This window comes from Variovorax palleresanus (assembly GCF_051144945.1).
Taxonomy (GTDB): domain Bacteria; phylum Pseudomonadota; class Gammaproteobacteria; order Burkholderiales; family Burkholderiaceae_C; genus Variovorax; species Variovorax paradoxus_S.
In genome coordinates, this window is the sequence record NZ_JBJNVP010000002.1 from 900352 (window position 1) to 925157 (window position 24806).

At 67.9% G+C, this 24806-nt stretch carries 19 protein-coding genes; 10 read left to right on the forward strand and 9 right to left on the reverse strand.

Annotation, left to right across the window (positions count from 1 at the left end; genetic code table 11):
* Positions 1–24: 24 nt before the first annotated feature.
* From ACJ7Z0_RS07920 to ACJ7Z0_RS07945, 6 genes are all read left to right on the forward strand, one after another.
* A complete protein-coding gene (locus tag ACJ7Z0_RS07920; RefSeq protein WP_431129646.1) occupies positions 25–864 on the forward strand; it encodes a proteasome-type protease in 840 nt (279 codons plus the stop codon).
* A 5-nt stretch (positions 865–869) separates the two neighbouring features.
* Positions 870–1673 (forward strand): alpha/beta fold hydrolase, encoded by an 804-nt coding sequence (locus ACJ7Z0_RS07925; RefSeq protein ID WP_434789395.1) that lies wholly within the window; start codon positions 870–872, stop codon positions 1671–1673.
* A gap of 123 nt (positions 1674–1796) precedes the next feature.
* A complete protein-coding gene (locus ACJ7Z0_RS07930; protein ID WP_434789396.1) occupies positions 1797–3074 on the forward strand; it encodes an RNA polymerase sigma factor in 1278 nt (425 codons plus the stop codon).
* A 27-nt stretch (positions 3075–3101) separates the two neighbouring features.
* Entirely contained in the window at positions 3102–3482 is a 381-nt protein-coding gene (locus ACJ7Z0_RS07935; protein ID WP_431129639.1) for a YciI family protein, read from the forward strand.
* Between the two features lie 95 nt (positions 3483–3577).
* On the forward strand, positions 3578–4384 hold the full coding sequence (locus ACJ7Z0_RS07940; RefSeq protein WP_434789397.1) for an SDR family NAD(P)-dependent oxidoreductase: 807 nt from the start codon (positions 3578–3580) through the stop codon (positions 4382–4384).
* Positions 4385–4460: 76 nt separating this feature from the next.
* Positions 4461–5168 carry a response regulator gene (locus ACJ7Z0_RS07945; protein ID WP_434789398.1) on the forward strand — a complete coding sequence of 236 codons (708 nt, stop codon included), beginning with the start codon at positions 4461–4463 and terminating at the stop codon, positions 5166–5168.
* A 28-nt stretch (positions 5169–5196) separates the two neighbouring features.
* On the opposite strand, the gene ACJ7Z0_RS07950 is transcribed toward ACJ7Z0_RS07945, so the two are convergent.
* Positions 5197–7062, reverse strand: coding sequence for a YadA family autotransporter adhesin (locus ACJ7Z0_RS07950; RefSeq protein WP_434789399.1), 1866 nt, complete (start codon positions 7060–7062; stop codon positions 5197–5199).
* A gap of 226 nt (positions 7063–7288) precedes the next feature.
* Here ACJ7Z0_RS07950 and ACJ7Z0_RS07955 point away from each other — a divergent pair, with 226 nt between their 5' ends.
* Both ACJ7Z0_RS07955 and ACJ7Z0_RS07960 read left to right on the forward strand, forming a co-directional pair.
* Positions 7289–9028 (forward strand): sensor histidine kinase, encoded by a 1740-nt coding sequence (locus tag ACJ7Z0_RS07955; RefSeq protein ID WP_434789400.1) that lies wholly within the window; start codon positions 7289–7291, stop codon positions 9026–9028.
* A gap of 249 nt (positions 9029–9277) precedes the next feature.
* Positions 9278–9910 carry a response regulator gene (locus ACJ7Z0_RS07960; protein WP_434789401.1) on the forward strand — a complete coding sequence of 211 codons (633 nt, stop codon included), beginning with the start codon at positions 9278–9280 and terminating at the stop codon, positions 9908–9910.
* Between the two features lie 43 nt (positions 9911–9953).
* On the opposite strand, the gene ACJ7Z0_RS07965 is transcribed toward ACJ7Z0_RS07960, so the two are convergent.
* The 4 genes from ACJ7Z0_RS07965 to ACJ7Z0_RS07980 form a co-directional block, all read right to left on the reverse strand.
* A complete protein-coding gene (locus ACJ7Z0_RS07965) occupies positions 9954–10778 on the reverse strand; it encodes an undecaprenyl-diphosphate phosphatase (RefSeq protein WP_434789402.1) in 825 nt (274 codons plus the stop codon).
* Positions 10779–10858: 80 nt separating this feature from the next.
* A complete protein-coding gene (locus ACJ7Z0_RS07970; protein WP_434789403.1) occupies positions 10859–11524 on the reverse strand; it encodes an aspartate/glutamate racemase family protein in 666 nt (221 codons plus the stop codon).
* 13 nt (positions 11525–11537) lie between these two features.
* Entirely contained in the window at positions 11538–12455 is a 918-nt protein-coding gene (locus ACJ7Z0_RS07975) for an amino acid ABC transporter substrate-binding protein (RefSeq protein ID WP_434789404.1), read from the reverse strand.
* Positions 12456–12511: 56 nt separating this feature from the next.
* Complete coding sequence (locus ACJ7Z0_RS07980) at positions 12512–13846, reverse strand: aspartate aminotransferase family protein (RefSeq protein ID WP_434789405.1); 1335 nt, start codon at positions 13844–13846, stop codon at positions 12512–12514.
* A gap of 147 nt (positions 13847–13993) precedes the next feature.
* Here ACJ7Z0_RS07980 and ACJ7Z0_RS07985 point away from each other — a divergent pair, with 147 nt between their 5' ends.
* Together ACJ7Z0_RS07985 and ACJ7Z0_RS07990 are read left to right on the forward strand one after the other, a co-directional pair.
* Positions 13994–14860, forward strand: a complete 867-nt coding sequence (locus ACJ7Z0_RS07985) for a MurR/RpiR family transcriptional regulator (RefSeq protein WP_434789406.1) — start codon at positions 13994–13996, stop codon at positions 14858–14860.
* Between the two features lie 109 nt (positions 14861–14969).
* The gene (locus tag ACJ7Z0_RS07990; protein WP_307576822.1) at positions 14970–15335 is read left to right on the forward strand and encodes an SPW repeat protein; all 366 of its coding nucleotides are present in this window, start codon (positions 14970–14972) and stop codon (positions 15333–15335) included.
* A 105-nt stretch (positions 15336–15440) separates the two neighbouring features.
* On the opposite strand, the gene ACJ7Z0_RS07995 is transcribed toward ACJ7Z0_RS07990, so the two are convergent.
* The 4 genes from ACJ7Z0_RS07995 to ACJ7Z0_RS08010 all read right to left on the reverse strand — a co-directional run bounded on the left by ACJ7Z0_RS07995 (position 15441) and on the right by ACJ7Z0_RS08010 (position 24690).
* The gene (locus ACJ7Z0_RS07995; RefSeq protein WP_434789407.1) at positions 15441–16859 is read right to left on the reverse strand and encodes an efflux transporter outer membrane subunit; all 1419 of its coding nucleotides are present in this window, start codon (positions 16857–16859) and stop codon (positions 15441–15443) included.
* A 121-nt stretch (positions 16860–16980) separates the two neighbouring features.
* Complete coding sequence (locus ACJ7Z0_RS08000) at positions 16981–20223, reverse strand: efflux RND transporter permease subunit (protein WP_434789408.1); 3243 nt, start codon at positions 20221–20223, stop codon at positions 16981–16983.
* Entirely contained in the window at positions 20220–23327 is a 3108-nt protein-coding gene (locus ACJ7Z0_RS08005) for an efflux RND transporter permease subunit (RefSeq protein ID WP_434789409.1), read from the reverse strand. The genes ACJ7Z0_RS08000 and ACJ7Z0_RS08005 overlap by 4 nt, the downstream gene beginning before the upstream one ends.
* 40 nt (positions 23328–23367) lie before the next feature.
* The gene (locus ACJ7Z0_RS08010; protein ID WP_431129596.1) at positions 23368–24690 is read right to left on the reverse strand and encodes an efflux RND transporter periplasmic adaptor subunit; all 1323 of its coding nucleotides are present in this window, start codon (positions 24688–24690) and stop codon (positions 23368–23370) included.
* Positions 24691–24806: the final 116 nt, after the last annotated feature.

Below are 24806 nucleotides of genomic sequence, written 5' to 3' on the forward strand. Positions count from 1 at the left end.
GCCTGATTCATGCGAGACGAACTCATGACTTACTGCGTAGGCATCAAACTCAACGCCGGCCTGGTGTTTCTCTCCGACTCGCGTACCAACGCGGGCGTGGACCACATCAGCACCTTCCGCAAGATGATCGTGTACGAGCAGCCGGGCGACCGCGTCATGGTGCTGCTGTCGGCGGGCAACCTGAGCATCTCGCAGTCGGTGCGCGAAATCCTCCAGATCGAGGAACTGCGCGAAACCCGCGAAGACGGTACCCAGGGCGCCCCCATCACCATCTGGAACGCCACGAGCATGTTCGACGCCGCGCGCGTGCTCGGCTCGGCCGTGCGCCACGTGTACGACCGCGACGCCGAGGCGCTCAAGCATGCGGGGCTCGATTTCAACGTTTCGTTCATCTTCGGCGGGCAGGTCAAGGGCGAAGGCATGCGCCTGTTCCTGGTCTACGCGGCCGGCAACTTCATCGAAGCCACCACCGAGACGCCCTACTTCCAGGTCGGCGAATCGAAATACGGCAAGCCCGTGCTCGACCGCGTGCTCACGCCCGAAACCCCGCTCGACGAAGCCGCCAAGTGCGCGCTGGTGTCGATGGACTCGACCATGAAGTCGAACCTTTCGGTCGGCCTGCCGCTCGATCTGGTGGTGTACGAGGCCAACAAGCTCGAGACCGATCGCGTGATCTGCATCGACGCCGACAACCCCTACTACCGCATGATGCACAACAGCTGGGGCCAGAAGCTGCGCGAGGTGTTCGACAGCATCGAAGACCCGGTGTGGGACGACGCCGCCACCGAACATCCGCTGAAGATGCCGGCAACCCGCCACAGCCCGCTGCGGAAAATCTCCACGCCCGACGAAAAGCTGATCTGAATCCCGTGCCTCCGGTCGTTTTTTCGCACGGCAACAGTTTCCCTGCGAGCACTTACCGCGTCGTTCTCGACAGCCTGCGCAACCGCGGCTTCGAGGTCGATGCCATCGAGAAGTTCGGGCACGACCCGAAGTACCCCGTCACCGACAACTGGCCGCACCTGGTCCAGCAGCTGGCCGACTTCGCGCAGCAGCATGCCGACCGCGCGGGCGGGCCGGTGTTCCTGGTCGGCCATTCGCTCGGCGGGTTCCTGAGCCTGATGTGCGCGGCCATGCATCCGGCGCTCACCTGCGGCGTGGTGCTGCTCGACTCCCCCGTTCTCGGTGGCTGGCGCGCGAACACGCTGAGCCTGGTCAAGCGCACCCCGCTGATGAAGACCGTGTCGCCCGGCGCCATCAGCCGCCGGCGCAAGAACCGCTGGGCGCACCGCGAGGAAGTGTTCGAGCACTTTCGCCGCAAGAAGGCCTTTGCCAAGTGGGACGAGCAGGTGCTGCACGACTACATCGACCACGGCACCTTCGACAGCGAAGACACCCGCGAGCTGAGCTTCGATCGCAACGTGGAAACCGCGATCTACAACACCCTGCCCCACAACCTGAGCGCCCTGCTGCGCCGCAATCCGCTCAAGTGCAAGGTGGCTTTCATCGGTGGGCGCCAGTCGGCCGAGATGAAGCAGGTGGGCATGAAGATGACCCAGCAGGTCACCAAGGGACGCATTGCCATGCTCGACGGCAGCCACCTGTTTCCCATGGAAAAGCCGCTGGCCACCGCCGCGGCCATCGAGGCGTCGCTGCGCAACCTGCTGGGCTGATCGGCAACGGCTCGGCCAACAGGTGCCGCGTCTCCGCACGAGGCGGATTTTTTTCACGGCGGCTGTCGGCTCGACGCATACTCGTTCGTCCTTGGGGTGACAGGAACGATGAAGCCCATGCGCATGACCGACACGGCCTGGATCGCCACCACGCTGACCGCTTCGCGGCCGCGCGCGGTGGCGGCGCTGCTGCGCTACTTTCGCGAACTCGACCTGGCCGAGGAGGCGTACCAGGAAGCCAGCCTGCGCGCCCTGCAGCACTGGCCCGGCAACGGGCCACCGCGCGACCCGCTGGCCTGGCTGATCTTCGTGGGGCGCAATGCCGCGCTCGACGAGGTGCGGCGCCGCCAGCGGCATGACGCATTGCCCGAAGGCGAGGCTTCGATTTCCGATCCGGACGATGCCGAAGCCCGGCTCGTCGAAGCGCTGGACCACGCGCACTACCGCGACGACGTGCTGCGGTTGCTGTTCGTCTGCTGCCACCCGGATCTGCCGCTGACGCAGCAGATCGCCCTGGCGCTGCGCGTCGTGTCGGGCCTCTCGGTACAGGAAATTGCGCGTGCCTTTCTGGTGGGCGAAAGCGCCATGGAGCAGCGCATCACGCGCGCCAAGAAGCGCGTCGCCTCGGCTGGCATCCCCTTCGATGCGCCCGGTGCACGGGAGCGCGGCGAGCGGCTGGCGGCCGTGTGCACCACGGTCTACCTGCTGTTCAACGAAGGCTATTCCGCAAGCGGCGGCGCCGAGCACGTGCGCACCACGCTGTGCGACGAGGCGATCCGGCTGGCACGGCTGCTGCTGGATCTGTTCCCGGACGAGCCCGAGCTCATGGGCCTGGCCGCACTGCTCCTGCTGCAGCATGCCCGGGCGGAGGCCCGGCTCGATTCCCAAGGCATGGTCGTCCTGCTCGAAGACCAGGACCGCAGCCTCTGGAACCGGGCGCTCATCGACGAAGGCCTGGCGCTCGTCGAGGCGGCCCTGCGCCGCGGGCAGCCCGGACCCTACCAGCTGCAGGCGGCCATCGCGGCAACGCACGCCCAGGCAGCCAGCGCGGCGGACACCGACTGGGCCGAAATCGACCGGATCTATACCGCGCTCGAAGTGCTGCAGCCCTCGCCCGTGGTCACGCTCAACCGCGCGGTGGCCATCGCCAAGCTGCGCGGGCCCGAGGCAGCGCTTGCAATGATCGGGCCGTTGGCGCAGCCTCTGGCCGCCTACTTCCATTTCCACGGCCTGAAGGGCGGGCTGCTGATGCAGCTCGGCCGCATCGAAGAAGCGCGTGTCGCGTTCGCCAAGGCCATCGCCCTCGCCCGCACCGCCGCCGAAGCCGCGCACATCCGCCTCATGCTCGACCGGCTGGAAGACATTCGCCCACCGCGCGGCCGCACCAACCCTGCGGCCTGACCCTCCAAGCCCCCAGAAGGAAGACCGATGCTCTATTCCATCCTCATCTACGGTTCGGAGTCCGCTGTTGCCGCGTGGGCGCCGGAAGTCGAAGACGAAATGCTCGAACGGCACACCGACCTGCGGGACGAGCTGCAGGCCAAGGGCCGGCTCGGCACGGTGCTGCGGCTGATGCCCGACACCGCCACCACGGTGCGCCGCGCCGCCACCGCCCATCCGCTCGTCACCGACGGCCCCTTTGCCGAGACCAAGGAACAGCTGATGGGCATCTACATCGTCGACTGCGACACCCTCGAGCAGGCCCGCGATGCCGCGCGCCGGCTGGACTTCGAAACCGGCGTGTTCGAGATTCGGCCGGTCACCTGGTACGACCCGGGCGTGATTGCGGCGCGCATCCCGCAGGTCTGATCGAAAAAAATCTGTCGCCATTGTCGGGTGGCGCCGGCACCGTCGTCCTTGGTTCGAACGCCCGCATTCCGCTGGCGACCACCAAGGAGAAGTTCATGTCGTCGAATTCGTTGCAGGACAAGTGCGCCGTCGTTCATGGCGGTGGCGGCGCCATCGGCGGCGCGGTGGCCCGGGCCTTTGCCGGCGCAGGTGCAAAGGTCTTCCTCGCGGGCCGCACGCGCGCCAGGCTCGATGCCGTGGCCGAGGACATCGTGGCCATGGGCGGCAGTGCCGAAGTGGCTGTCGTCGATGCGCTCGACGAGGCGGCCATGCTGCGCCACGCCAGCGAGGTGGCCGAACGGGCCGGTGGCATCGACATCGCGTTCAACGCCGTCGGCGTGATGCATGTTCAGGGCCGGCCGCTGGCGGAACTCTCGCTGGCGGACTACTTCCTCCCGGTCCAGGCCTACACGCGCAGCAATTTCCTCACCGCGAAGGCCGTGGCCCCGCACATGGCGCAGCAAGGCGGCGGCGTGATCATCTCGGTGTCCACGCCGGCCTCGCGCCTGCCCGGGCCGGGCTATCTGGGCCACGCCGTGGCCTGCGCGGGCGTCGAGGCCCTCACGCGCCACATGGCAGGCGAGCTGGCGGCCTTCAACATCCGCAGCGTGTGCATCCGATCGCACGCCATTCCCGAGGCCGCCGCTGCGGGCTCGCACAGCCGCGAGGTCTTCCGCCCAGTGGCCGAAAGCATGGGCATGACGGTCGAGCAGATGCTCGCGGCCAAGCCGGCCGGTCTGCTGGTGAAGCGGCTGCCGTCTCTGGACCAGATGGCGGGCACCGCGGTGTTCCTGGCTTCGGAGCACGCCGGCGCGATGACCGGCACGGTGGTCAACATGAGCGGCGGCGTGACGCTGGACTGACCCACCCTGGAACAATCCCCGAAAATCAGTAAAAACGACCTACCGGCCTTGCCACCGATCAGAATGCTCCGAGCACATGTCCATGTCCCAACCGGAAGTCGTTGAAGCCGTTTCCTTGAGCCCCTCGCTGGTCGTCGAAGACGACCCGGCGATGCGCGAGCGCCTGGGCCGCGTGCTGTCGATGCTCGGCTGCGACGAGCCGCAGATCGCATGGGCCGACAGCATTGCCACGGCCAAGAACATGCTCGAGGCCCGGAGCTTCGGCATCGCCCTGGTCGACATCGGCCTGCCGGACGGCAGCGGGGTCGAACTGATCGGCTGGATGCAGGCGACGCATCCCAAGGTGCCGGCGGTGGTGATCTCGGCCTGGCGGACCGAGGAAATCATCTTCGCGGCGCTGCGTGCCGGCGCCATCGGCTACCTGCTGAAGGAGCGCGACGACCTCGAACTGAGCATTGCGCTGCGCAGCACCGAGCAAGGGGGCGCGCCCATCGATCCGGCCATTGCGCGCCATATCCTCGGCTGGCTTGCAGCGCAGCAGCCGCCGCTACCCGCCGTGGTGGCGGCCGATGCGCCGGCCCCGCTCCCGGTGGCGCTGACCCCGCGAGAGCGCAAGATCCTCGAACTGGTGGCGCAGGGGCTGAGCAATCGCGACATGGCCGAATCGCTGTCGATCTCCAGGCTGACGGTGGAATGCCACACCAAGAACATCTACCGCAAGCTGGCCGTCACCTCGCGCACCGAGGCCGTCTACCAGGCCCGAAGGCACGGCTTGCTGCACTGATCGCGCCGGCCTCCTTCTCTGCCGCGCCTCACCATGCATAGCCCGCCTGCACGCGGGCGGCAATGCGGTTGCTGCTGCCGCTGCTGGTTGCGGTGGAGACACCCAGGCCCAGGTTCAGGTTGTCGCTGACCTGGTAGCCGAAAGCGAAGCCGATCGCCGACGCGCCGGCGTAGTTGCCCACGGCGGCACCCATCCATTTCCTGCCCACCGGCAGTGTCGGCATCGACGGCATGGCCAGCGCCGCCGCAACGCCCTGCGCTGCAAAGGCGTTCGCCTGGTTGGTTGCGTTGCTCACCGCCTGCTGCAACTGGTTGACGTTGACGGCATCGGTGCCCAGCAGACCGGGGGCGACATTCGCAATGCCGCGCAACTGGCCGGTGGCCGCGTTGCCTACCGAGACGGTGTTGTCGCGATCGGCCACCGAGCCCTGCCCCAGCGCGACCGCATTGCTGCCCGAAGCCAGTGTGTTGGCCCCCAGCGCCACGGCGTTGTTGCCGGTGGCCACCGCGTTGTTGCCCACGGCGGTGGTGGGATCGGCCAGCGCCTTGGCGCCGGCGCCGATGGCGACCGAGCCCGCATGGTTGGCCTGCGCGCCATTCCCGATGGCGACGGTGTTCTCGCCATTGGCCTTCGCGTTGGTGCCCATCGACGTGCTGCCGGCGCCGCTGGAGCTGGCCCCGGGCCCGCAGGCCACGGCGCCGCCCGCGCCCACCGCGCATACACCGCTGGCCAATGCCTGGTTCATCAAGGCCTGCAATGCGGTGACCTGCTGAACGGTGAAGTTGTTGGCCGTGGTGATGGCGGTCTGCTGGGCCTGCTGCACCTGACCGACATTGGCGGCATCCGTCGTAACCTGACCCGCGCCGACGTTGCTGATGGTGGTGCCGGCGCCGCCGTTGGCATTGAGTTGCAGCGAAGTGCCGCCTGCGCCGTACTGCGCCGAGTTCTGCGCCAAGCCGAGTGCGGAGTTGGCGGTTGTCTGTGCCGCGCCCGCGGCACCCACGGCTGCGTTGGCAGTGGTTTGTGCAGCAGAGGCGGCGGTTTGTGCCGCGGAGGCGGTGGATGCCGCGGTGCTGGCGGTCTGCTGCACGGTGTACAGCTGGCTGCCGTTGACGGCGTCGGTGCTCGTGGAGGTTACCGACCCCGCGCTGACGTTGACCAGGCCGCGCGTCTGGCCCGCGGTTCCGAAAGACACCGTGTTGGCCGCCGTGGCGACGGAGTTCGCGCCGATGGCCACGCTGCCGTTCGCACCGCTCGCGACCTGGCTGCCGGACCCGATCGCCACGCTGCCCGTGGCCAGTGCGGCCGCACCCGAAGCACCGCCGCTGGCGCCGCCGATCGCGGTGCTGCCGTTGCCGGATGCCACGGCGCCCTGGCTGGTGCCGGAGGCGCTTCCGATGGCGATCGCCGCATTGCCCGAAGCCTGAGCGCCGCTGCCGCCCGTCTGGCCGGTACTGCCGCAACAACCGTCGGTGCCCACGCCTCCCGCGCCGAGCGCGATCGCGCCGCCCGCCGAGGCCTGGGCGCCACGTCCCCCTGCGCCGCCCGTTCCCCCCGCTTCGCCCAGTGCGCCAGCGCCGCCGCCCCCGACGGCGGTTGCGCCGCTTGCGGTTGCGCTGGCTCCCGCCCCGCCCACGCCGCCGACGCCACCCGCGGTTCCGATGCCGCCATCACCACCGGCACCGACCGCCGTGGCCCCGTTTCCCGAGACGACGGCCGCAGCGCCTCCGGCGCCTGCCGTCCCGTTGTTGGTTGCAGGGCCGACATTGCCCGCCGTGCCACCGGCAAATCCTGCCGCGTAGGCGCTTCCCGCGACCAGCAACGCAATCGCAGGCAGATGCCGAAGTTTGCGCAACCCTTGACGGGTGCCACTGGTGCCGATCTGGACTGGCATGGACTTCCTCTTTTTCGAAAGCAAATAAAACAAACGTGGCAAAGTGTGTCTTTCCGGGCTCGACGGGGCCATCCCCGAAAATTGGTAAATGCCACACCGAGAACCTCTCCCGCGGGCATGGCTTGCTGCGTCGATTGGCGCCTTCCTTTTCCTCTTCCTCCTCCTTGTCGCCGTCCCGGCGATGGCGCGGGCGCAACAGCCGGCCCCTCCACTCCATGTCGAAGCCGTGCGCAGCCCGGGCTGGAACGACACCGCCCCGCCGGCCGACGGCTGGACGCCCGTTACCCTGCCCGACAGCTGGGCCGGACGCTGGCCGGGCTTCGACGGCGTGGTCTGGTACCGGCTGACCTGGGAGCAGCCGGAACAGGTGCGGGAGGCTGGGCTGCTGCTGCACTACCTCAACATGGCCGGTGCGGTGTCTCTCAACGGCACGCCGATCTCGCGCGACGAGAGCCTGGTCGAGCCGCTCACACGCGCCTGGAACACGCCGCGCTACTGGCTGCTGGCACCGCCGCTGCTACGAAGCGGCAGCAACACGCTGCTGGTGCGCGTCTCGGGCCTGTCCGCCTACCAGGCGGGCCTCGGCCCGGTCAGCCTCGGCACGCCGGCCACGATGCAGGCCGCGTTCACCGACGAGCACATCGTGCGCCGCGACCTGCAGGTGCTGGGCCTCGCGGTGAGCGCCGCGGTCTCGGCCCTCTTCGCCGCGCTGTGGCTGATGCGCCGGCGCGAGACCGCCTACGGCTGGTTCGCGGTAATGGACGTGCTGTGGCTGCTGTTCGGCTACAACCAGATAGCAACCAGCCCCTGGCCCTTTGCCTCCAACCACAGCTGGCAGGCGCTTAACACCTCGCTGCTGCTGTTGTTCAGCGCCTCCTATGTCGTCTTCGCACTGCGCTTCTGCGACCGCCGCATGCCGCGCCTGGAACTGGCGGCACTGCTGGTCACGCTGGCCGGCGTGCTCGACCTGTGGCTGGCCAACGGCCCGAGCCTTCCCATGCATCGCGCCTTCTGGACCCTGGTGGGCGGCCTCATCACCATTGCCGTCAACAGCGCGTCCATCGTGCATGCCTGGCGCCATCCCGGCAGTCCGATGCGTTTGCTCGCGCCGTTCATGGCGGTGTCCGCGGTCGCAGGTGCCCACGATCTGCTGGTGTTCACGCAGGTGATCGACAGCAACGTCTACTACACGACCATCTCGTCGTACCTGCTGCTGCTCGGCATGGCGCTGACCCAGGCCGCACGCTTCGTGCAGAGCCTGAAACGCATCGAGAACTTCAACACCGAGTTGATCGAGGAAGTGAACGCCGCCAAGGCCGAGCTGGCCGCCACGCTCGCGCAGCAGCACGCGCTCGAGCTGGCGCATGCGCGCATCGGCGAGCGCGTCAACCTCGCAAGCGACCTGCACGACGGACTCGGCGGCATGCTGGTCGGCAGCATCGCGACGCTCGAACGCAAGCCCGAGAACCTCTCCGCGCCCGAACTGCTGGCCCTGCTCAAGCGCCTGCGCGACGACCTGCGGCTGATCATCGACGCCACCGGCCGCCACGACGGCGCCCGGGCGTTCGGCGAGCTGCTCGCGCCGCTGCGGCACCGCACCTCGCAGTCGCTCGACGCCAACGGCATCGACTGCCGGTGGCAGGTGTCGAACATCGAGACGCTAGAACTCCCGCCTTCGCAGTGCCTCGACCTGCTGCGCTTTCTGCAGGAGGCACTGACCAATGTGCTCAAGCACAGCGCAAGCCGCCGCGTGGACGTGGCCGTGACGCGCGCCGGGGCCGAACTGCAGCTCAGCGTGCGCGACGACGGCCGCGGCTTCGTGGTGGATGGCGTCGACAAGGGGGCCGGCGCCGGCTTGCGCAGTCTGCGCACGCGTGCCCGCCGCCTCGGGGCCGATCTTCAGCTGCATTCGCGGCCCGGCGAGACGCAACTGACGCTGCGCATGCCGCTGGCACCCGCCGCCTGAGCGCCCTGCGGTCGCCGAGCCTCCCGCGCGCGGCGCATTTTTTCGTCTACATCCGCTCGGATGGGCCGGCCCCCGCAAAGGCCCTGTCAAGAGGGGAACAAACCAGATGATACAAATTGCAATCGCCTGTAACATTCGGCGAGAATAAGTAAAAACGTCCCACTTCGCAGGCCCCCGTTCCAAAATGTCCCACGAATGTCAACTTCTCAGTCGGAAGCCCTTGAAGCCATCTCCCTGAGCCCGACCCTCGTGGTCGAAAACGACCGGGGGATGCAGGAACGTTTGCACTACGTTTTGTCGATGCTCGGATGCGACGAGCCGCAGATCGCGTGGACCGACGACGACGCGACGGCCATCCAATTGTTCGAGAGCCAGCACTTCGGCGTCGCCCTGGTGGACATCGGGTTGCCGGACGGCCGCGGAATCGAACTCATCGAATGGCTGCAAGCGCACCACCCGCAGGTGTCCGCGGTGGCAATTTCCGCCTCGTTGCGCACCGAGGAAGCCATTTTTTCGGCATTGCGCGCAGGCGCCGCGGCCTATTTGCTGAAGGTACGCGACGATCTGGAACTCAGCATCGCGCTGCGAAGCATCGAACAAGGCGGCGCGCTCATCGATGCGGCCATTGCCCGGCGCATTCTCGCGTGGCATGCCGATCACGCCAGCGACTTGCTGTCCATGCCGGACGTGATGCTGACGCTGCGCGAACGCAACATGCTGGAACTCGTGGTGCAGGGGATGACCCACCGCGACATCGCCGAAACGCTTTCGACGCCCCGGCTGGCGGTGGAACGCCGCACCAGGGACATCTATAGAAAGCTGGCCTTCGGCTCGCGAGCCGGAGCGGCGCACACGGTCAATGGAACCATTTTGCTGCGCTGAGGCGGGCGGCTCTTCGCAGCCCCGGCGCGGCGGCGCATCGCGCTCACTCCGCCCAGACCACCGTGCCGGTCCATGCAGTGGCCAGCACCACGATGCCGAAGGCAATGCGGTACCAGGCAAACGGAATGAAGTCGTGCGTGCTGATGTACTTCAGCAGCCAGCGCACGCAAAGCCACGCGCTCGCGAACGAAAACACCAGCCCCACGGAGAACAACGGAACGTCGGCCATCGAGAGCAGTGCGCGCTCCTTGTAGAGGCTGTAGGCGCCGGCGCCGATCAGCGTCGGAATGGCAAGAAAGAACGAGAAGTCCGTGGCGGCCTGGCGCGACAGGCCGAGCAGCATGCCGCCGATGATGGTCGAGCCGCTACGGCTGGTGCCCGGAATCATCGCGAAGCACTGCACCAGGCCGACCTTGAGGGCGTCCCACATCGTCATGTCGTCGACGTGCTCGATGCGGATCGAGCCCGGCGGCCGCTTCTCGGCCCACAGGATGATGAAACCGCCAATGATGAAGGTGCTGGCCACCACCACGGGCGTGAAGAGCTGCTCCTTGATCATCTTGCCGAATATCAGCCCGAGCAGCACGGCGGGAATGAAGCCGATGACCACGTTGAGCGCAAGACGCCTGGCCCTGGCCTGCCGCGGCAACGCCACCACGGTGGAATGGATCTTTTGCCAGTACACCAGGATCACCGCGAAGATCGCACCGGTCTGGATGGCAATGTCGAACACCTTGGCCTTGGCGTCGTCGAAGCCGAGCAACGAGCCCGCAAGAATCAGATGTCCGGTCGACGAGATGGGCAGAAACTCGGTCAGCCCCTCGACGATGCCCATGACCGCGGCCTTCACCAGCAAAACGATGTCCACGCTTACTCCTTTAAAGAGCATCAATTATGGCGAGGCATCGAGTCAGGCCCGGTTCAGCTGGCCCCTGACAATTGCGGGCCTTATCCGGGGACTTGACCGGCGCGCAGCCGCAGGGCCCGCACCGCACTGTCGACGGTGGTGAGCACTGGCAGGCCGCTCGCTTGCTCGCAGGCGGTGCGTGCGCGGGCCATGCTGAACTGCGCGAGCGCAATGCGCGTGCAACCGAGTTGGCGCAGCGCCAGCGCCTGCGCGGCAATCAACGCATCGTGGCGCTGCGTGTCGCCAGCGTTCAGCGCATCGAGCGCGCCTTCGGCGAGCACGGGTTCGAGCGCGATGCCGGACGGGAATTCGGGTGGCATCGACACGAGCGTGGCCGCGAAGGTTGCGATGAGGCCGAGCTTGCCCTGCCCTTCGGTCTGAGCTTGCGCGGCCTCGGCAACCATGGCCTCGTTGGGCTTGAGCACCGGAATGCCCGCATGCCGCCGCGCCACCGCCTCGATGCACGGCCCGAAGGCCGAGCAGGTGAAGAGAATGCCCTCTGCGCCGGTATCGACCGCGTACTGCGCGAGCCGCTGAAATCGCTCGTGCATGGCGGCGTCGAGCCCGTGGCCGCCGCGCGCCAGATCGGCCGACAGGCTGTCGTCCAGCAAATTCATGCGCACGGCTTCGGGCCAGTCGCGCTCGAAGGCGGCGTTGATGGGCGCCACCGAATGCGAAAGCGCGTGGATCAGTGCGATGCGGGTCATGCGGAAACGGCGGTCAGATGCCCTTCGAAGACGGGTTGGCGAAAGCCTCTTTGGTCTCGGCGTTGAGCGGGTAGTTGATGTTGATGCCCTTGGGCGGAATCGGCGACGTGAACCACTTGTTGTAGAGCTTCTCCATCTCGCCGGACTTCATCATGCCCGACACCACGCGGTCCACCAGCGCCTTGAAGGCCGGGTCGTCCTTGCGGAACATGAGCGACTGGTTCTCGGTGCGCAGGCTCTCGCCGGTGACGATGAAGTCCTTCGGGTTGCGCGCATTCGCGATCTGGCCGGCCAGCAGGATGTCGTCGAGCACGAAGGCCTGCGCCCTGCCGCTTTCCACCAGCAGGAACGAATCGCTGTGGTCCTTGCCGCCGAGGTTGTTCACCTCGAGATTGCGGCCCTTGTCGGCTTCGCGCAGCAGACGGAACGAGGTGGTGCCGGTGGTGGTGACCACCGTCTTGCCCTGCAGGTCGGCAATGCTCCTGATGCCCGAATCGGCCTTGACCAGCATGCGCACGTTGTAGCGGAAGATGTCGGGCGAAAACGCCACCTGCTTCTGGCGTTCGACCAGGTTGGTGGTGGAGCCGCACTCGATGTCGACCGTGCCGTTCTGCACCAGCGGAATGCGGTTGGCCGAGGTCACGGCCTGGTACTTGATCTCGACGGCCGGCAGCTTGAGCTCGCTCTTCACTGCCTCGACGATGCGGTTGCAGATCTCGATGCTGTAGCCCACGGGCTTCAGGTTGCCATCGAGGTACGAAAAGCCGAACGACGACTCGCGGTAGCCGAAGGTGATGGTGCCGCTTGCCTTGATCTTGGCGAGCGTGTCGTTGTTGTCCTGGGCCTGTGCGGACGTGTGCGGCAACAACAGGGCGAAGGCCACCGCGAGAGCGGCAGCACCGAAGGGAATCGGCAGACGAAGCTTGGGCATGGGAGCGCTCCTCGGAACGGCGGTTGAAGAAAACGGCGAAAGAAAATCGAAAGTGGTCAGCGCGCGGCGGCACTCGTCACCGCGTCGATCGAAGCAGCGAGGCGGGTGGCGATTTCCCGCAGGTCTTGCCGCGTTGCGATGAACGGTGGCGCCAGCAGCACGTGGTCGCCCTGCCGGCCATCGACCGTGCCGCCAAAGGGGTAGCACAGCAGGCCGCGCGCCATGGCGTCCTTCTTGATGGCTGCGTTGACCTGCAAGGCCGGATCGAACGGCGCCTTGCTCGCGCGGTCGGCCACCAGCTCGATGCCCCAGAAGAAGCCGCGGCCGCGGATGTCGCCCACGTGCGCATGGCCGCCGAGCGCGTCGGCCAGCATGGCGCCAAAGGCCGCGCCGTCTTCGCGCACCTTGGCGACCAGGCCGTCGCGCCGGATCACCTGCTGCACCGCGAGCGCCGCCGCACAGGCCATCGGATGGCCGAGATAGGTGTGGCCATGCTGGAAGAAACCGCTGCCCTTGGACATGGCCTGGACGATCCTGCCCTGCGCCAGCACCGCGCCGATCGGCTGGTAGCCGCCGCCCAGGCCCTTGGCAATGGTCATCAGGTCGGGCACCACGCCCTCCTGTTCGCAGGCATGCAGCGTGCCGGTGCGGCCCATGCCGCACATCACCTCGTCGAGGATCAGCAGCACGCCGTATTTGTCGCACACCGCGCGCACGGCCTTGAAGTAGCCCGGCACGGGCGTGAGCACGCCGGCCGTGGCGCCGCCCACCGTTTCGGCCACGAAGGCGATAACGCGATCGGCGCCCTGCGCGACGATGGCGGCTTCGAGTTCGGCCGCAAGGCGCAGGCCGTATTGCTCGGCGCTTTCATCGGCCCGCTGCTCGCGATAGGGGTAGCACGGCGCCACATGCGTGGCCGGCACGAGGATGGGCGCGAACGGCTCGCGCCGCCATGCATTGCCGCCCACGGCCAGCGCACCGAGCGTGTTGCCGTGATAACTCTGGCGGCGCGCGATGAAGTGCGTGCGCTGCGGCTCTCCGATTTCGACGAAATACTGCCGCGCCATCTTGAGCGCCGCCTCGACCGCCTCGGACCCGCCGCTCACCAGGTACGCATGGCTCATGCCCTCGGGGGCGAAAGCGATCAGCTCGTCGGCCAGTTGCTCGGCCACTTCGCTCGTGAAGAAGCTGGTGTGCGCGTAGGCCAGCTTGTCGATCTGCGCATGCATGGCGGCCAGCACCTCGGGGTGCGCGTGGCCGAGCGACGACACGGCCGCGCCGCCCGAGGCATCGAGGTATTCGCGGCCTTCGGCGTCGCGGATGAACAATCCGCCGGAGCCGGCGGCAACGGGCGGGGTCTGGCGAAGGTGACGGTGAAAGACGTGCGTCATGGCGGCTGGGCGGCGGTGGATGGCGATTGCGTGTTTGGAACTAACGTTTCCGCCGGATTATTGTTTGGAACATTTGTTCCGTCAACTGTTGCGTCGTTCCATGTCCGGTACATTCGTTCCAACGACCGCCAGAAGAGAGACACCGCCATGGGCGCCAGAGACCAGATCCGCCAGCGTTTCAACGAGTTGAGCCCGGCCCTGCAGCAGGTTGCGCGCTACGTGCTCGACCACCCCAACGAGGTGGTGACCGCATCGATGCGCAACGTGGGCACGCGCGCGCAGAGCACGCCGGCCACGCTGGTGCGTTTTGCGCAGCACCTGGGCTATGCGGGCTGGCCGCAACTCAAGGAAGCCTTTGCCGGCGACATGGGCCTCGGCAGCGAAACCTACGGCGGGCGGGCCAAGCAACTCATCGGCCGCGCGCAGGACCGAAGCCTGACGGCCGAGATGTTCGAGGTGCAGCGCCGCAACCTCGAGGCCACGCACCAGCAGAGCGAGCAGGCGCTGCAAAAAGCCTGTGCGCTGATCGAGAAAGCGCCGGCCGTGCATGCGGCGGGTTTCAGGGCCTGCTTTCCGATCGCGTTTTCGTTCGTCTACGTGTATCGGCTCTTCCGCGCCAGCGTGCACCTGGTCGACGGCCAGGGCGGCTCGCTCGAAATGCAGCAGCGCGCCTTTGCCAAGGGCGACGCGCTGGTGGTGGCCAGCTTCATGCCCTACTCGCGCGAGGCGCTGCAGGTGGCAGAGGCGGCCAAGGCGGCCGGCTGCCGCATCGTCGCCATCACCGACAGCGTGGCATCGCCGCTGTCGCTGCTGGCGGACGAAACGCTGCTTTTCACGATCAACAGCCCTTCTTTCTTTCCGTCGGTGGCGGCGGGGGTTGCCGTGACCGAGGCGCTGGTCGAACTGCTCGCAAGCCGCGCGGGCAAGCCGGTGATCCGGCGCATCGACCAGGCCGAGGCGCAGCTGTTCGAGTCAGGGGCCTATCTGGTGCCGCCGGTGCCGCGCGGAAATTAGGCCTCCGAGCCGAATCCGCGTGCTGCAGTGCCGCATTGGCGGAACCCCGCCCGAGCCCGAATAGTCGAACGACTGTCGCGGTTGTGTGCCGCGACAGGAGGTAATGACCATGAAGCAGGTGAAACATTGGCAAGACCCGGTCAGCGTTGCGCTCGGTGCGTGGCTGATCATCTCGCCTTGGGTCCTGGGGTTCCAGGACGTCACTTACGCGATGTGGAGCGCAGTGGCGACAGGCATCGTGCTCGGCGCCGTGGCGCTGGGGGCGACCCTGGTACCGCGTGCATGGGAAGAGTGGACCGAAGGCGCCATTGCCATCTGGCTGGCCGTGTCGCCCTGGGTACTCGGCTTTGCCACCGTCGAGAAAGCGATGGTGAATGCGGTGCTCGTGGCGGCGGCGATCCTGGTGCTCGCGCTCTGGGTTCTGGTGACCGACAAGGACTACCTCGGCGGGTCGATGGACCGTCACGCGCACTGAGCGCATGACCATCGCGCCGTGAAGAAGAACGGCTCCGAGCGCTATCCGCGCCGGGGCTGAGGAGATGGGCAGCCGCCCATCTCGCGCACAGCCAGTTCACTCCGCTCAGCGGAGGGGAGTAGGCTGTTGCCAGCCGCCGCCCAAGGCCTGGATCAGCGCCACCGCGGCGGTCTGCCGATTGACCTGCAGCTGCACCAGCGTGCGCCGCGCGCTGAGGGCGGCTGCCTGCGCCGTGACCACCTCGGTGTAGCTCACCTGGGCCGCGCGATAGCGATTGAGCAACTGCTGCTCGGTCTTGTCGGCGGCGGCCGAAGCCTCGCGCCGCAGGCCCTCTTGCTGTGCGAGCGCGGCGCCGGCCGTCAACTGGTCTTCCACCGCCTGGAACGCCGTGAGCACCGCCTGCCGGTAGCGTGCCACGCTGGCTTCGTGGGCCGCCTTGGCCGAGTCGACGCTCGCGCCGATGGCGCCCGCATCGAACACCACCTGCGCCACCGAGAGGCCGAGCGCCCACAGCGTGTTGGATGCGTTGAACAGGTCTTTCACGCGGCTCGCGCTGCTGCCCACCGAAGCGCTGAGCCCGAAGTTCGGGAAGTACGCCGACCGCGCAATGCCTATCTGCGCATTGGCCGCGGCCACCGCGCGCTCCGCTGCGGCAATGTCGGGCCGGCGCTGCAGCAGGGTCGACGGCACGCCGGTGGGGATGCCGGGCACCGTGGGTGTCCACTGCGCGGCGGGCAGGCTGAAGTCGGCGGGGGCGACGCCCACCAGCATGGCAATGGCGTGCTCCAGCGTGGTGCGGGAGCGCTGCAGGCCCACGCGCTCGGCCTGCGCGGTCACGAGCTGGGTCTGCGCCTGCAGCACGTCGGTCTGGGCCGCGATGCCGGCCTTGTAGCGGTTGCTCGTGATCTCGAAGGCGCGCTGGTAGCCCTCGATGGTCTGGTCGAGCAGAACGATCTCGGCGTCGGCTTCGCGCAAAGAAAAATAATTGGTCGCCAGGTCGCCGATGGCCGAGAGGCGTGCCGACGCCAGGTCGGCCTCGCTGGCCTGCGCATTGGCCTCGGCGCTGGTCACGGCCTGCCGCAACCGGCCCCAGACATCGGGTGCCCAGTCGACACCCAGCGTGGCGGAAAAGGCATTGGACGCATTGCTGCTGCCGCCGATGTTGCCGCTTCGCCGGCCGCTGCCGTCGAGCGAAACCGTGGGAAACAGCGCGGCACGCTCTCCCCGCACCAGGGCCTTCGCCTGCGCGTAGTTGGCTACGGCCGCGGCAATGTTCTGGTTCGACACCTGCACCCTGGCGGCCAGCTCGTCGAGCGCGGCATCGCCGAAGAGCTTCCACCAATCGCCGCGGTCGAGCGCGTCGGCCGGGGCGGCGGGCAGCCAGCCCTCGGCGGTCTTCTGCTCTTTCCACCCGGCGGGCATGGCCGAGCTTGGCACCTGGTATGCAGGGCCTACGGCGCAGCCGGCCACCATGGCCGCGAAGGCGAGCGCGGACAGCGAAGGGATGCGGGTGCGATGTGTCATGGCAAGGGATTCATTTTCTCGGAGGCCGGGAACACCGCGGAACCGGCTTTGCCGGGCCGCCGGTGTTGCCCCCTTGAGGGGAGAGTCGAGCTACACGAAGTGAGCGAGACGGGGGTGGGTTTCATACGGGTGAGCTTGCCGCGCGGCTCAGGTGGCGCTCGTTGCCGGAGCGCCGGCGCAGCTTGTCGAGCAGCACGTAGACCACCGGCGTGGTCAGCAGGGTGAGCAGCTGGCTCGCCACCAGGCCGCCGATGATCGCCACGCCCAGCGGCTGGCGCAGTTCGGCGCCCTGGCCGAAGCCGATGGCCAGCGGCAGCGCGCCCAGCGCGGCGGCCAGCGTGGTCATGAGAATCGGCCGGAAACGCAGCAGGCAGGCCTCGCGCACCGCTTCCACCGCCGAGATGCCGCGGGCGCGCTCGGCCTCGAGCGCGAAGTCGATGATCAGAATCGCATTCTTCTTCACGATGCCGATCAGGAGGAAAAGCCCGATCAGCGCAATGATCGAAAAATCCATGCGGAACAGCAGCAGCGCGAGCACCGCGCCCACGCCCGCCGAAGGCAGCGTGGTCAGCACGGTGATCGGGTGAATCAGGCTTTCGTAGAGTATGCCGAGCACGATGTAGATGACCACGATGGCCGCCACGATGAGCGCCAGCTGCTGCCCCTGCGATTGCTGCGCCGCCAGCGCCGTGCCCTGGAAGCTGCCTCGCACGTTCACGGGCATGGCAATGTCGGCCTCGGCCTGCGCGACGATGCGCCGCGCCTCCTGCAGCGTGACGCCCTCGTCCAGGTTGAACGAGACTGTGCTCGCGAGCTCCGTGTCCTGGTGGTCGATGGAGCTCGGCACCGCGCGCTCGCTGACCTTGGCAATGGCCGACAGCGGCACCATCAGCGTGGTGTTCGCGGCCAGCGCCTGGCCGGTGGACGCGGTGCGCAGTGCCGGGTTGGCCGACGTGGTGGTCGAGGTGCCGGTGGTCGCGTCGGTGGTGTTGGCCAGCGAACTCACGACGGAGGCACCGCTCGCGGTGGTGCTGGTGGTGAGCGTCGAGGGTACGTACAGGTCCTTCAGCACGACGGGCGCGCGCTGGTAGCGTGGTGCCCATTCCATGATCACCGAATACTGGTTGAGCTCGTCGTAGATGGTGGCGACCGAGCGCTGGCCGTAGGCGTTGTAGAGCGCGCTGTCGACCGCGCTCGACGTCACGCCCAGCCGCGCGGCGCTTTCGCGGTCGACATCGACGTAGGTCTCCACGCCGTTGTCCGCCTGGTCGCTGTCGACATCGGTCAGCGCCGTTTCCTGGCGCAGCCGATCGGCCAGCTTGGCGGTCCAGGTGCGCAGGTCGGCCAGGTTGTCGCCCTTCAGCGTGTACTGGTAGGCGGAGTTGCTCGAACGCCCGCCCATGCGCAGGTCTTGCACCGGGCTCAGGAACACCCGCAGGCCGGTGAGCTGGTTGAGCTGCGGCCGCAGCCTGTTGACCACCGCGGCGGTCTTCTCGCTACGCTGCGACACCGGCTTGAGGTTGACGAACATGAAGCCGCCGCCCGAGCGGCTGCCACCCGCGAAGCCCACCACGGTATCGACGGCCGGATCCTTGTGGATGATGTCGACCGCCTGGCGCAGTTTTTCGCTCAGCGCGGCCGACGAAATGCTCTGGTCCGCGCGCAGGCCCGCATTGAGCTGGCCGTTGTCCTGCTCGGGGAAGTAGCCCTTGGGAATGGCGGAGAACAGGTACACGTTGAGCCCGATGACGGCCAGCAGCACCACCATGACCACGGCCTTGCTCGCGAGCGCCCAGTCGAGGCTGTGGGCATAGGTGCGCAGGCTCCACTGATAGACGCTTTCCGCCATGCGCGCCAGGCGCCCCGGCGGCTTGGCACCGGGCTGCTCGGCCCGCAGCAGCATGGCGCACAGCATGGGCGTGGTGGTGAGCGAGATCACCAGCGAAATCAGCACCGCCACCGACAGCGTGACCGCGAATTCGCGGAACAGGCGGCCGATCTGCCCGTCCATGAACAGCAGCGGTATGAACACCGCCACCAGCGACAGGCTGATCGACAGCACGGTGAAGCCCACCTCGCGCGCGCCGCGCAGGGCCGCCTCGATGCGGCCCACGCCGGCCTCGATGTGGCGGCTGGTGTTCTCGAGCACCACGATGGCGTCGTCCACCACGAAGCCGGTGGCCACCGTGAGCGCCATCAGGCTCAGGTTGTTCAGGCTGTAGCCCAGCAGGTGCATCACGCCGAAGGTGCCGAGCAGCGACACCACCGTGGCCACGGCCGGAATGATGGTGGCACGCGCACGGCGCAGGAACAGGCCCACCACGAGCACCACAAGCGCGATGGAGATCATCAGCGTGGCCTCGATCTCGCGCAGCGAGGCGCGGATGGAGTTGGTGCGGTCGGAGGCCACCTGCACCTCGATGTCTTGCGGCAGCTGCGCGCGCAGTTCGGGCAGCAGCTCGCGCACGCCGTCCACGGTCTGGATGATGTTGGCGCCGGGCTCCTGCGTGACCAGCACGACCACCGCCGGCTGGCCGTTGAAGAGACCCAGGGTGCGCGTGTTCTCCACGCTGTCGATCACCCGCGCGACGTCGCCCAGCCGCACGGCCGCGCCGTTGCGCCAGGCGATCACCATGTCGCGGTACTCCACTGCGTGGCGGCCCGGCGAGGGCGTGTAGATCTGCAGCCGGCGCTCGTCGTTCTCGATCGCGCCCTTGGGACGGTTGGCGTTGTTGGCCTGGATGGCGGCGCGCACGTCTTCGCTGCTGATGCCGAAGCGGTTGAGCGAGAAGGGCTCGAGCTCCACCCGCACGGCCGGCAGCGAACCGCCGCCGATCTCGACCTCGCCCACGCCCTCCACCTGCGAGAGCTTCTGGCTCACGATGTTGGACACCGCCTCGTAGATCTGCCCCGGCGTGCGCGTCTTGGAGGTGAGCGCCAGGATCGCGATGGGTGCGGCCGTCGGGTTGCGCTTGCGGTAGGTCGGGTTGCTGCGCAAGGTGGCCGGCAGGTCGGCCCGCGCCGCGTTGATGGCGGCCTGCACCTCGCGCGCGGCGCTGTCGATGTTGCGCTTGAGGTCGAACTGCAGGCTGATGCGCGTCGAGCCGTTGGAACTGGTCGAGGTGAGTTCGTTGACACCCGCGATCACGCCGAGCCGCCGCTCCAGCGGCGTGGCAACGCTCGATGCCATGGTGCTCGGGCTCGCGCCCGCGAGGCTGGCCGTCACCGAGATGGTGGGAAAGTCGACCTGCGGCAACGGCGACACAGGCAGCACGAAGAACGCCGCGATCCCGGCCAGCGCGATGCCGATGGTCAAAAGGACCGTGGCAATCGGACGTTCGACGAAAGGCCTGGAGAGGTTCATGCGGCCGCGGCCTCCCGCTTGGGCCCGAAGCGGCGGCCCAGCCGGTCGAACGCCAGGTAGACCACCGGCGTGGTGAACAGCGTGAGCACCTGGCTCACCACCAGCCCGCCGAAGATCGCCAGGCCGAGTGGCCGGCGCAGCTCGGCGCCCTCGCCCCAGCCGAACATCAGCGGCAGCGCCGCGAAAAGCGCCGCCAGCGTGGTCATCAGAATGGGCCGGAAGCGCAGCAATGCCGCCTGGTGGATGGCCTCCTGCGGCGACTTGCCCTCGCGCCGCTCGGCGTCGATGGCAAAGTCGATCATCATGATCGCGTTCTTCTTCACGATGCCGATCAAGAGGATGATGCCGATGATGCCGATCACGCCCAGGTCGTTGCCGGTGACCATCAAGGCCAGCAGCGCGCCCACGCCGGCCGAGGGCAGCGTCGAGAGAATGGTCAGCGGATGGATGTAGCTCTCATACAGCACGCCCAGCACGATGTACACGCACACCACCGCCGCCAGGATGAGCCACAGCTGGTTGGAAAGCGACTTTTCGTAAGCACCCGCCGCACCCAGGAAGGTCATGGTCATGCTCGACGGCATGCCGATTTCCTTGGCCGCCGCGCGAATGGCCGCCACCGACTTTCCGAGCGCCACGTTCTCCGCCGTGTCGAAGCCCACGGTGGCCGCCGGATACTGCGCCACGTGCGTGACCTGCAGCGGCGCCGGCTGCTCGCGCACCGTGGCAATCGACGACAGCGTGGTCGCACCGCCGCCACCCGTGCGCAGCTGCAGGTTGCCCAGCAGCTGCGGCGACGCCAGGGCTTCGCGCTGCGCTTCCAGGATCACGCGGTACTGGTTGGTTTCGGTGAAGATGGTCGAGACGATGCGCTGGCCGAACGCGCTGTAGAGCGTGTCGTCCACCGAACTGGCCGTCACCGACAGGCGCGAGGCCGTGTTGCGGTCGATGTCCACGTACGCGGCCAGGCCCTGGGCACCCGCCGTGGTGGTGGGGTTGCGCACCAGGGGTTCGGAGCGCAGGCGCTCCACCAGCTTTTGCGCCCAGGCATCGACGGTGTTGGTGTCCACCCCTTCGAGCGAGACGCGGAATTCGGTCGGGCCGGTTTCGGCGTCGATGGTCAGGTCTTGCGTGGGCTGCAGGTACAGCGTCACGCCGGCCACGGCACGCACGCGCTCGCGCAGGCGCTGCATTGTGGCTTCCTGGTTGCCGCGGTCGGCGCGCATGTTGATGAGCATGCTGCCGGTGTTCAGCGCCGTGTTGTTGGCGGCGTCAACGCCCACCACCGAGCTCACGCTGGCCACTTCGGGGTCGGCCAGGATGGCCTTGGCGGCTTGCTGCTGCAGCTCGGCCATTCGCGTGTACGACACGTCCTGCGCCGCCTCGATGCGGGCCTGCAGTTGTCCGGTGTCCTGCGTGGGAAAAAGCCCCTTCGGAATCACCACGTAGAGCAGCACCGTGAGCGCCAGCGTGGCCAGCGCAACGAGGAGCGTCAGCGGCTGGTGGCGCAGCACCCATTGCAGCCACACGTCATAACGCGCGATCACGCGGTTGAAGAAGCGCTGCACGCTGGCACCGAAGCGCCCGCCCTCCTCGGCCTGGGGCTTGAGCCAGCGCGCCGACATCATCGGCACCAGCGTGAGCGACACCACGGCGGAGATCAGGATGGTGATGGCCAGGGTGACGGCAAACTCGCGGAACAGCCGCCCCACCACGTCGCCCATGAACAGCAGCGGAATGAGCACCGCAATGAGCGACACCGTGAGCGAGATGATGGTGAAGCCGATCTGCGTGGCCCCCTTGAGCGCGGCCTTGAACGGCGGGTCGCCCTCTTCGAGGTAGCGCGCGATGTTCTCGATCATCACGATCGCGTCGTCCACCACGAAACCGGTGGCAATGGTCAGCGCCATCAGGCTCAGGTTGTTGAGGCTGTAGCCCAGCAGGTACATCAACCCGCAGGTGCCCACGAGCGAGATCGGCACCGCCAGGCTGGCGATGATCGTGGCGCGTACGCTGTGCAGGAAGAAGAAGATCACCAGCACCACCATCACCACGGCCAGCCCGAGTTCGATCTGCACGTGCGAGACCGAGGCGCGGATGCCGGTGGTGCGGTCGCTCAGCACCTCCACCTTGAGCGAGCCCGGGAGCGATGCCTGCAGTTCGGGCAGCTGCTTCTTGATGGCATCGACCGTGCCGATCACGTTCGCCCCGGGCTGCCGCTGCACGTTGAGGATGATGGCCGGGTAGAGCGTTGCCGGCTCCTCGCCGGCGCGAAGCGCTGCCCAGGCGCCCAGCTGCGTGTTCTCGGCGCCATCGACCACGCGCGCCACCTCGGTCATGCGCACGGGCGCGCCGTTCTTCCACGCGACGATGAGGTTCTTGTAGTCGTCCGCCGTCACGAGCTGGTCGTTGGCGTTGATGGTGTAGGCCCGCTTCGGTCCGTCGAAGCTGCCCTTGGCGCTGTTGGCGTTGGCCGCGGTGATGGCGCTGCGCAGCGTGTCCAGGCCGATGCCCACCGACGCGAGGGCGTTGGTGTCGGCCTGGATGCGCACGGCCGGCCGCTGCCCGCCCGAAAGCGACACCAGCCCCACGCCGCTGACCTGGCTGATCTTCTGTGCGAGCCGCGTGTTCACGAGGTTCTGCACCTCGGTGAGCGGCATGGTCTCGGAGCTCACGGCCAGCGTGAGGATGGGCGCATCGGCCGGGTTCACCTTGGCGTACACGGGCGGCGCCGGCAGGTCGGCCGGCAGCAGCGAGCTGCCCGCGTTGATGGCGGCCTGCACCTGCTGCTCGGCCACGTCCAGCGTCTGGTCGAGCGCGAACTGCAGCGTGACGATCGACACGCCCGCCGAGCTCACCGAGCTCATGCGGTTGAGGCCGGCCATCTGGCCGAACTGGCGCTCGAGCGGGGCCGTGACGGTGCGGCCCATGACCTCGGGGCTGGCGCCGGGATAGAGGGTCTGAACCTGGATGGTCGGGTAGTCGACCTGCGGCAGCGCGGCCAGCGGCAGCAGCCGCAAGCCGACGAGGCCGGCCAGCACGATGGCGACCATCAGAAGCGCCGTGGCCACCGGCCGTTCGATGAAGGGGCGGGAGGGGCTCATCGCGAACGCGCTCGCTGGTTCCGTGTGTCTTGGTTGCTCGTCATTGCGGGGGGCGCTGGCGCCGCCGCTCTCCGCCTTCGCCGCGCTCTCCGCGTTGTCCGCGCGGACCCGAAGCCGCACCGCGCGGCCCCGCCGCGGGCCGGTCGCCCTGCAGCTGCACGACCGCGCCGTCCTTGATGCGGTCGCCGCCTTCGGTCACCACGTTCTCGCCGACACGCAGGCCCGAGGTGATGGCCACCACCTCGGCGTTGGCTTCGCCGCGCTTCACCGGCCGCGTCGACACCTTGCGGTCTTCGTCGATCACGTACACATAGTCGCCGTTGGGGCCGGTGCGCACGGCCGTCACCGGCACCACCACCGCCCGCACCTTGCGCAGCAGCATCTGCACGTTGACGAACTGGCTCGGGAACAGCGTGGTCTCTGCATTACCGAAGCGGGCCTTGGCTTTGACCGTGCCGGTGGTGGTGTCGACCAGGTTGTCGAGCGTTGAAAAAGTCCCGGTGTCGAGCGTCACCGCGCGGGTGCGGTCGAACGCGGTGACCGGCAGCGGCTCACCCTTGGCAAGCTGCGACTGGATGTCGGGCACCCGGTCTTGCGGCACCGAGAACTGCACGTCGATCGGGTTCATCTGCGTGATGACTGCGATGCCCGTGGTCGCATTGGCCGTGACGGTGTTGCCCGCATCCACGGCACGCAGGCCGATGCGGCCGGCCACCGGCGAGGTGATGCGGGTGTAGTCGAGGTTCAGCTTGGCGGCGGCCTCGGCGGCCAGGTCGGTGGTGACCGTGCCTTCGAGCTGGCGGACCAGCGCGGCCTGGGTGTCGACGTCCTGCCGCGCGATGGAATCCTGCCCCAGCAGGGTGCGATAGCGCGCCAGCGTGACGCGCGCGGCTTCGAGCTGCGCCTCGTCGCGCTGGCGGGTGCCGCGGGCCTGCATCAGCGCCTGCTCGTAGGGCCGGGGATCGATGCGCGCGAGCAGTTGGTTCCTGGCAACGGTCTGCCCTTCGGTGAACAGCACCTCGGTCAGCACGCCGCCGACCTGCGCCTTGAGCGTGATGGTTGCCAGCGGCGTGACCGTGCCGAGCGCATCGATGGTGACCGGCAGCTCGACTTCGCGCGCCGCCGCATGGCCGACCGTGACGGTCGCGCCGCCGAAGCCCGGGCCGCCGGTTGGGCTGGCCTTGCGGTTGATGAGGTACCAGGCGCCGCCTCCCAGCGCCAGCAGCAACAGCAGCGCGATCAGGCTTCCGAGCCAGAGCCTCCGGCGCGAGGGCGGCCGTGGCGGCGGAGACGAGGAAGGTTGTGTTGCCGGTTGAACAGCAGGCGAATCGCCGGAAGAAGGCTCGGAGTTCGGAGATTCCATGTGATGTGGCAGTGCGCAAGTACGGCTGCTAGTGGAGCGCTGCATCGTAGCGCGCCTGTCTTATGAACCGTAAAGCGACGGTAAAGCTGCTGCGAACGGCGCGTTTCGCGCCCGGT

Coding starts and splice junctions, on each gene's coding strand:
- ACJ7Z0_RS07945 (WP_434789398.1), top strand. CDS start 4,461: ATGTCCATGTCCCAACCGGAAGTCGTTGAAGCCGTTTCCTTGAGCCCC.
- ACJ7Z0_RS07975 (WP_434789404.1), bottom strand. CDS start 12,455: ATGCCCAAGCTTCGTCTGCCGATTCCCTTCGGTGCTGCCGCTCTCGCG.
- ACJ7Z0_RS07920 (WP_431129646.1), top strand. CDS start 25: ATGACTTACTGCGTAGGCATCAAACTCAACGCCGGCCTGGTGTTTCTC.
- ACJ7Z0_RS08000 (WP_434789408.1), bottom strand. CDS start 20,223: ATGAACCTCTCCAGGCCTTTCGTCGAACGTCCGATTGCCACGGTCCTT.
- ACJ7Z0_RS08005 (WP_434789409.1), bottom strand. CDS start 23,327: ATGAGCCCCTCCCGCCCCTTCATCGAACGGCCGGTGGCCACGGCGCTT.
- ACJ7Z0_RS07990 (WP_307576822.1), top strand. CDS start 14,970: ATGAAGCAGGTGAAACATTGGCAAGACCCGGTCAGCGTTGCGCTCGGT.
- ACJ7Z0_RS07995 (WP_434789407.1), bottom strand. CDS start 16,859: ATGACACATCGCACCCGCATCCCTTCGCTGTCCGCGCTCGCCTTCGCG.
- ACJ7Z0_RS07930 (WP_434789396.1), top strand. CDS start 1,797: ATGACCGACACGGCCTGGATCGCCACCACGCTGACCGCTTCGCGGCCG.
- ACJ7Z0_RS08010 (WP_431129596.1), bottom strand. CDS start 24,690: ATGGAATCTCCGAACTCCGAGCCTTCTTCCGGCGATTCGCCTGCTGTT.
- ACJ7Z0_RS07935 (WP_431129639.1), top strand. CDS start 3,102: ATGCTCTATTCCATCCTCATCTACGGTTCGGAGTCCGCTGTTGCCGCG.
- ACJ7Z0_RS07970 (WP_434789403.1), bottom strand. CDS start 11,524: ATGACCCGCATCGCACTGATCCACGCGCTTTCGCATTCGGTGGCGCCC.
- ACJ7Z0_RS07980 (WP_434789405.1), bottom strand. CDS start 13,846: ATGACGCACGTCTTTCACCGTCACCTTCGCCAGACCCCGCCCGTTGCC.
- ACJ7Z0_RS07950 (WP_434789399.1), bottom strand. CDS start 7,062: ATGCCAGTCCAGATCGGCACCAGTGGCACCCGTCAAGGGTTGCGCAAA.
- ACJ7Z0_RS07985 (WP_434789406.1), top strand. CDS start 13,994: ATGGGCGCCAGAGACCAGATCCGCCAGCGTTTCAACGAGTTGAGCCCG.
- ACJ7Z0_RS07940 (WP_434789397.1), top strand. CDS start 3,578: ATGTCGTCGAATTCGTTGCAGGACAAGTGCGCCGTCGTTCATGGCGGT.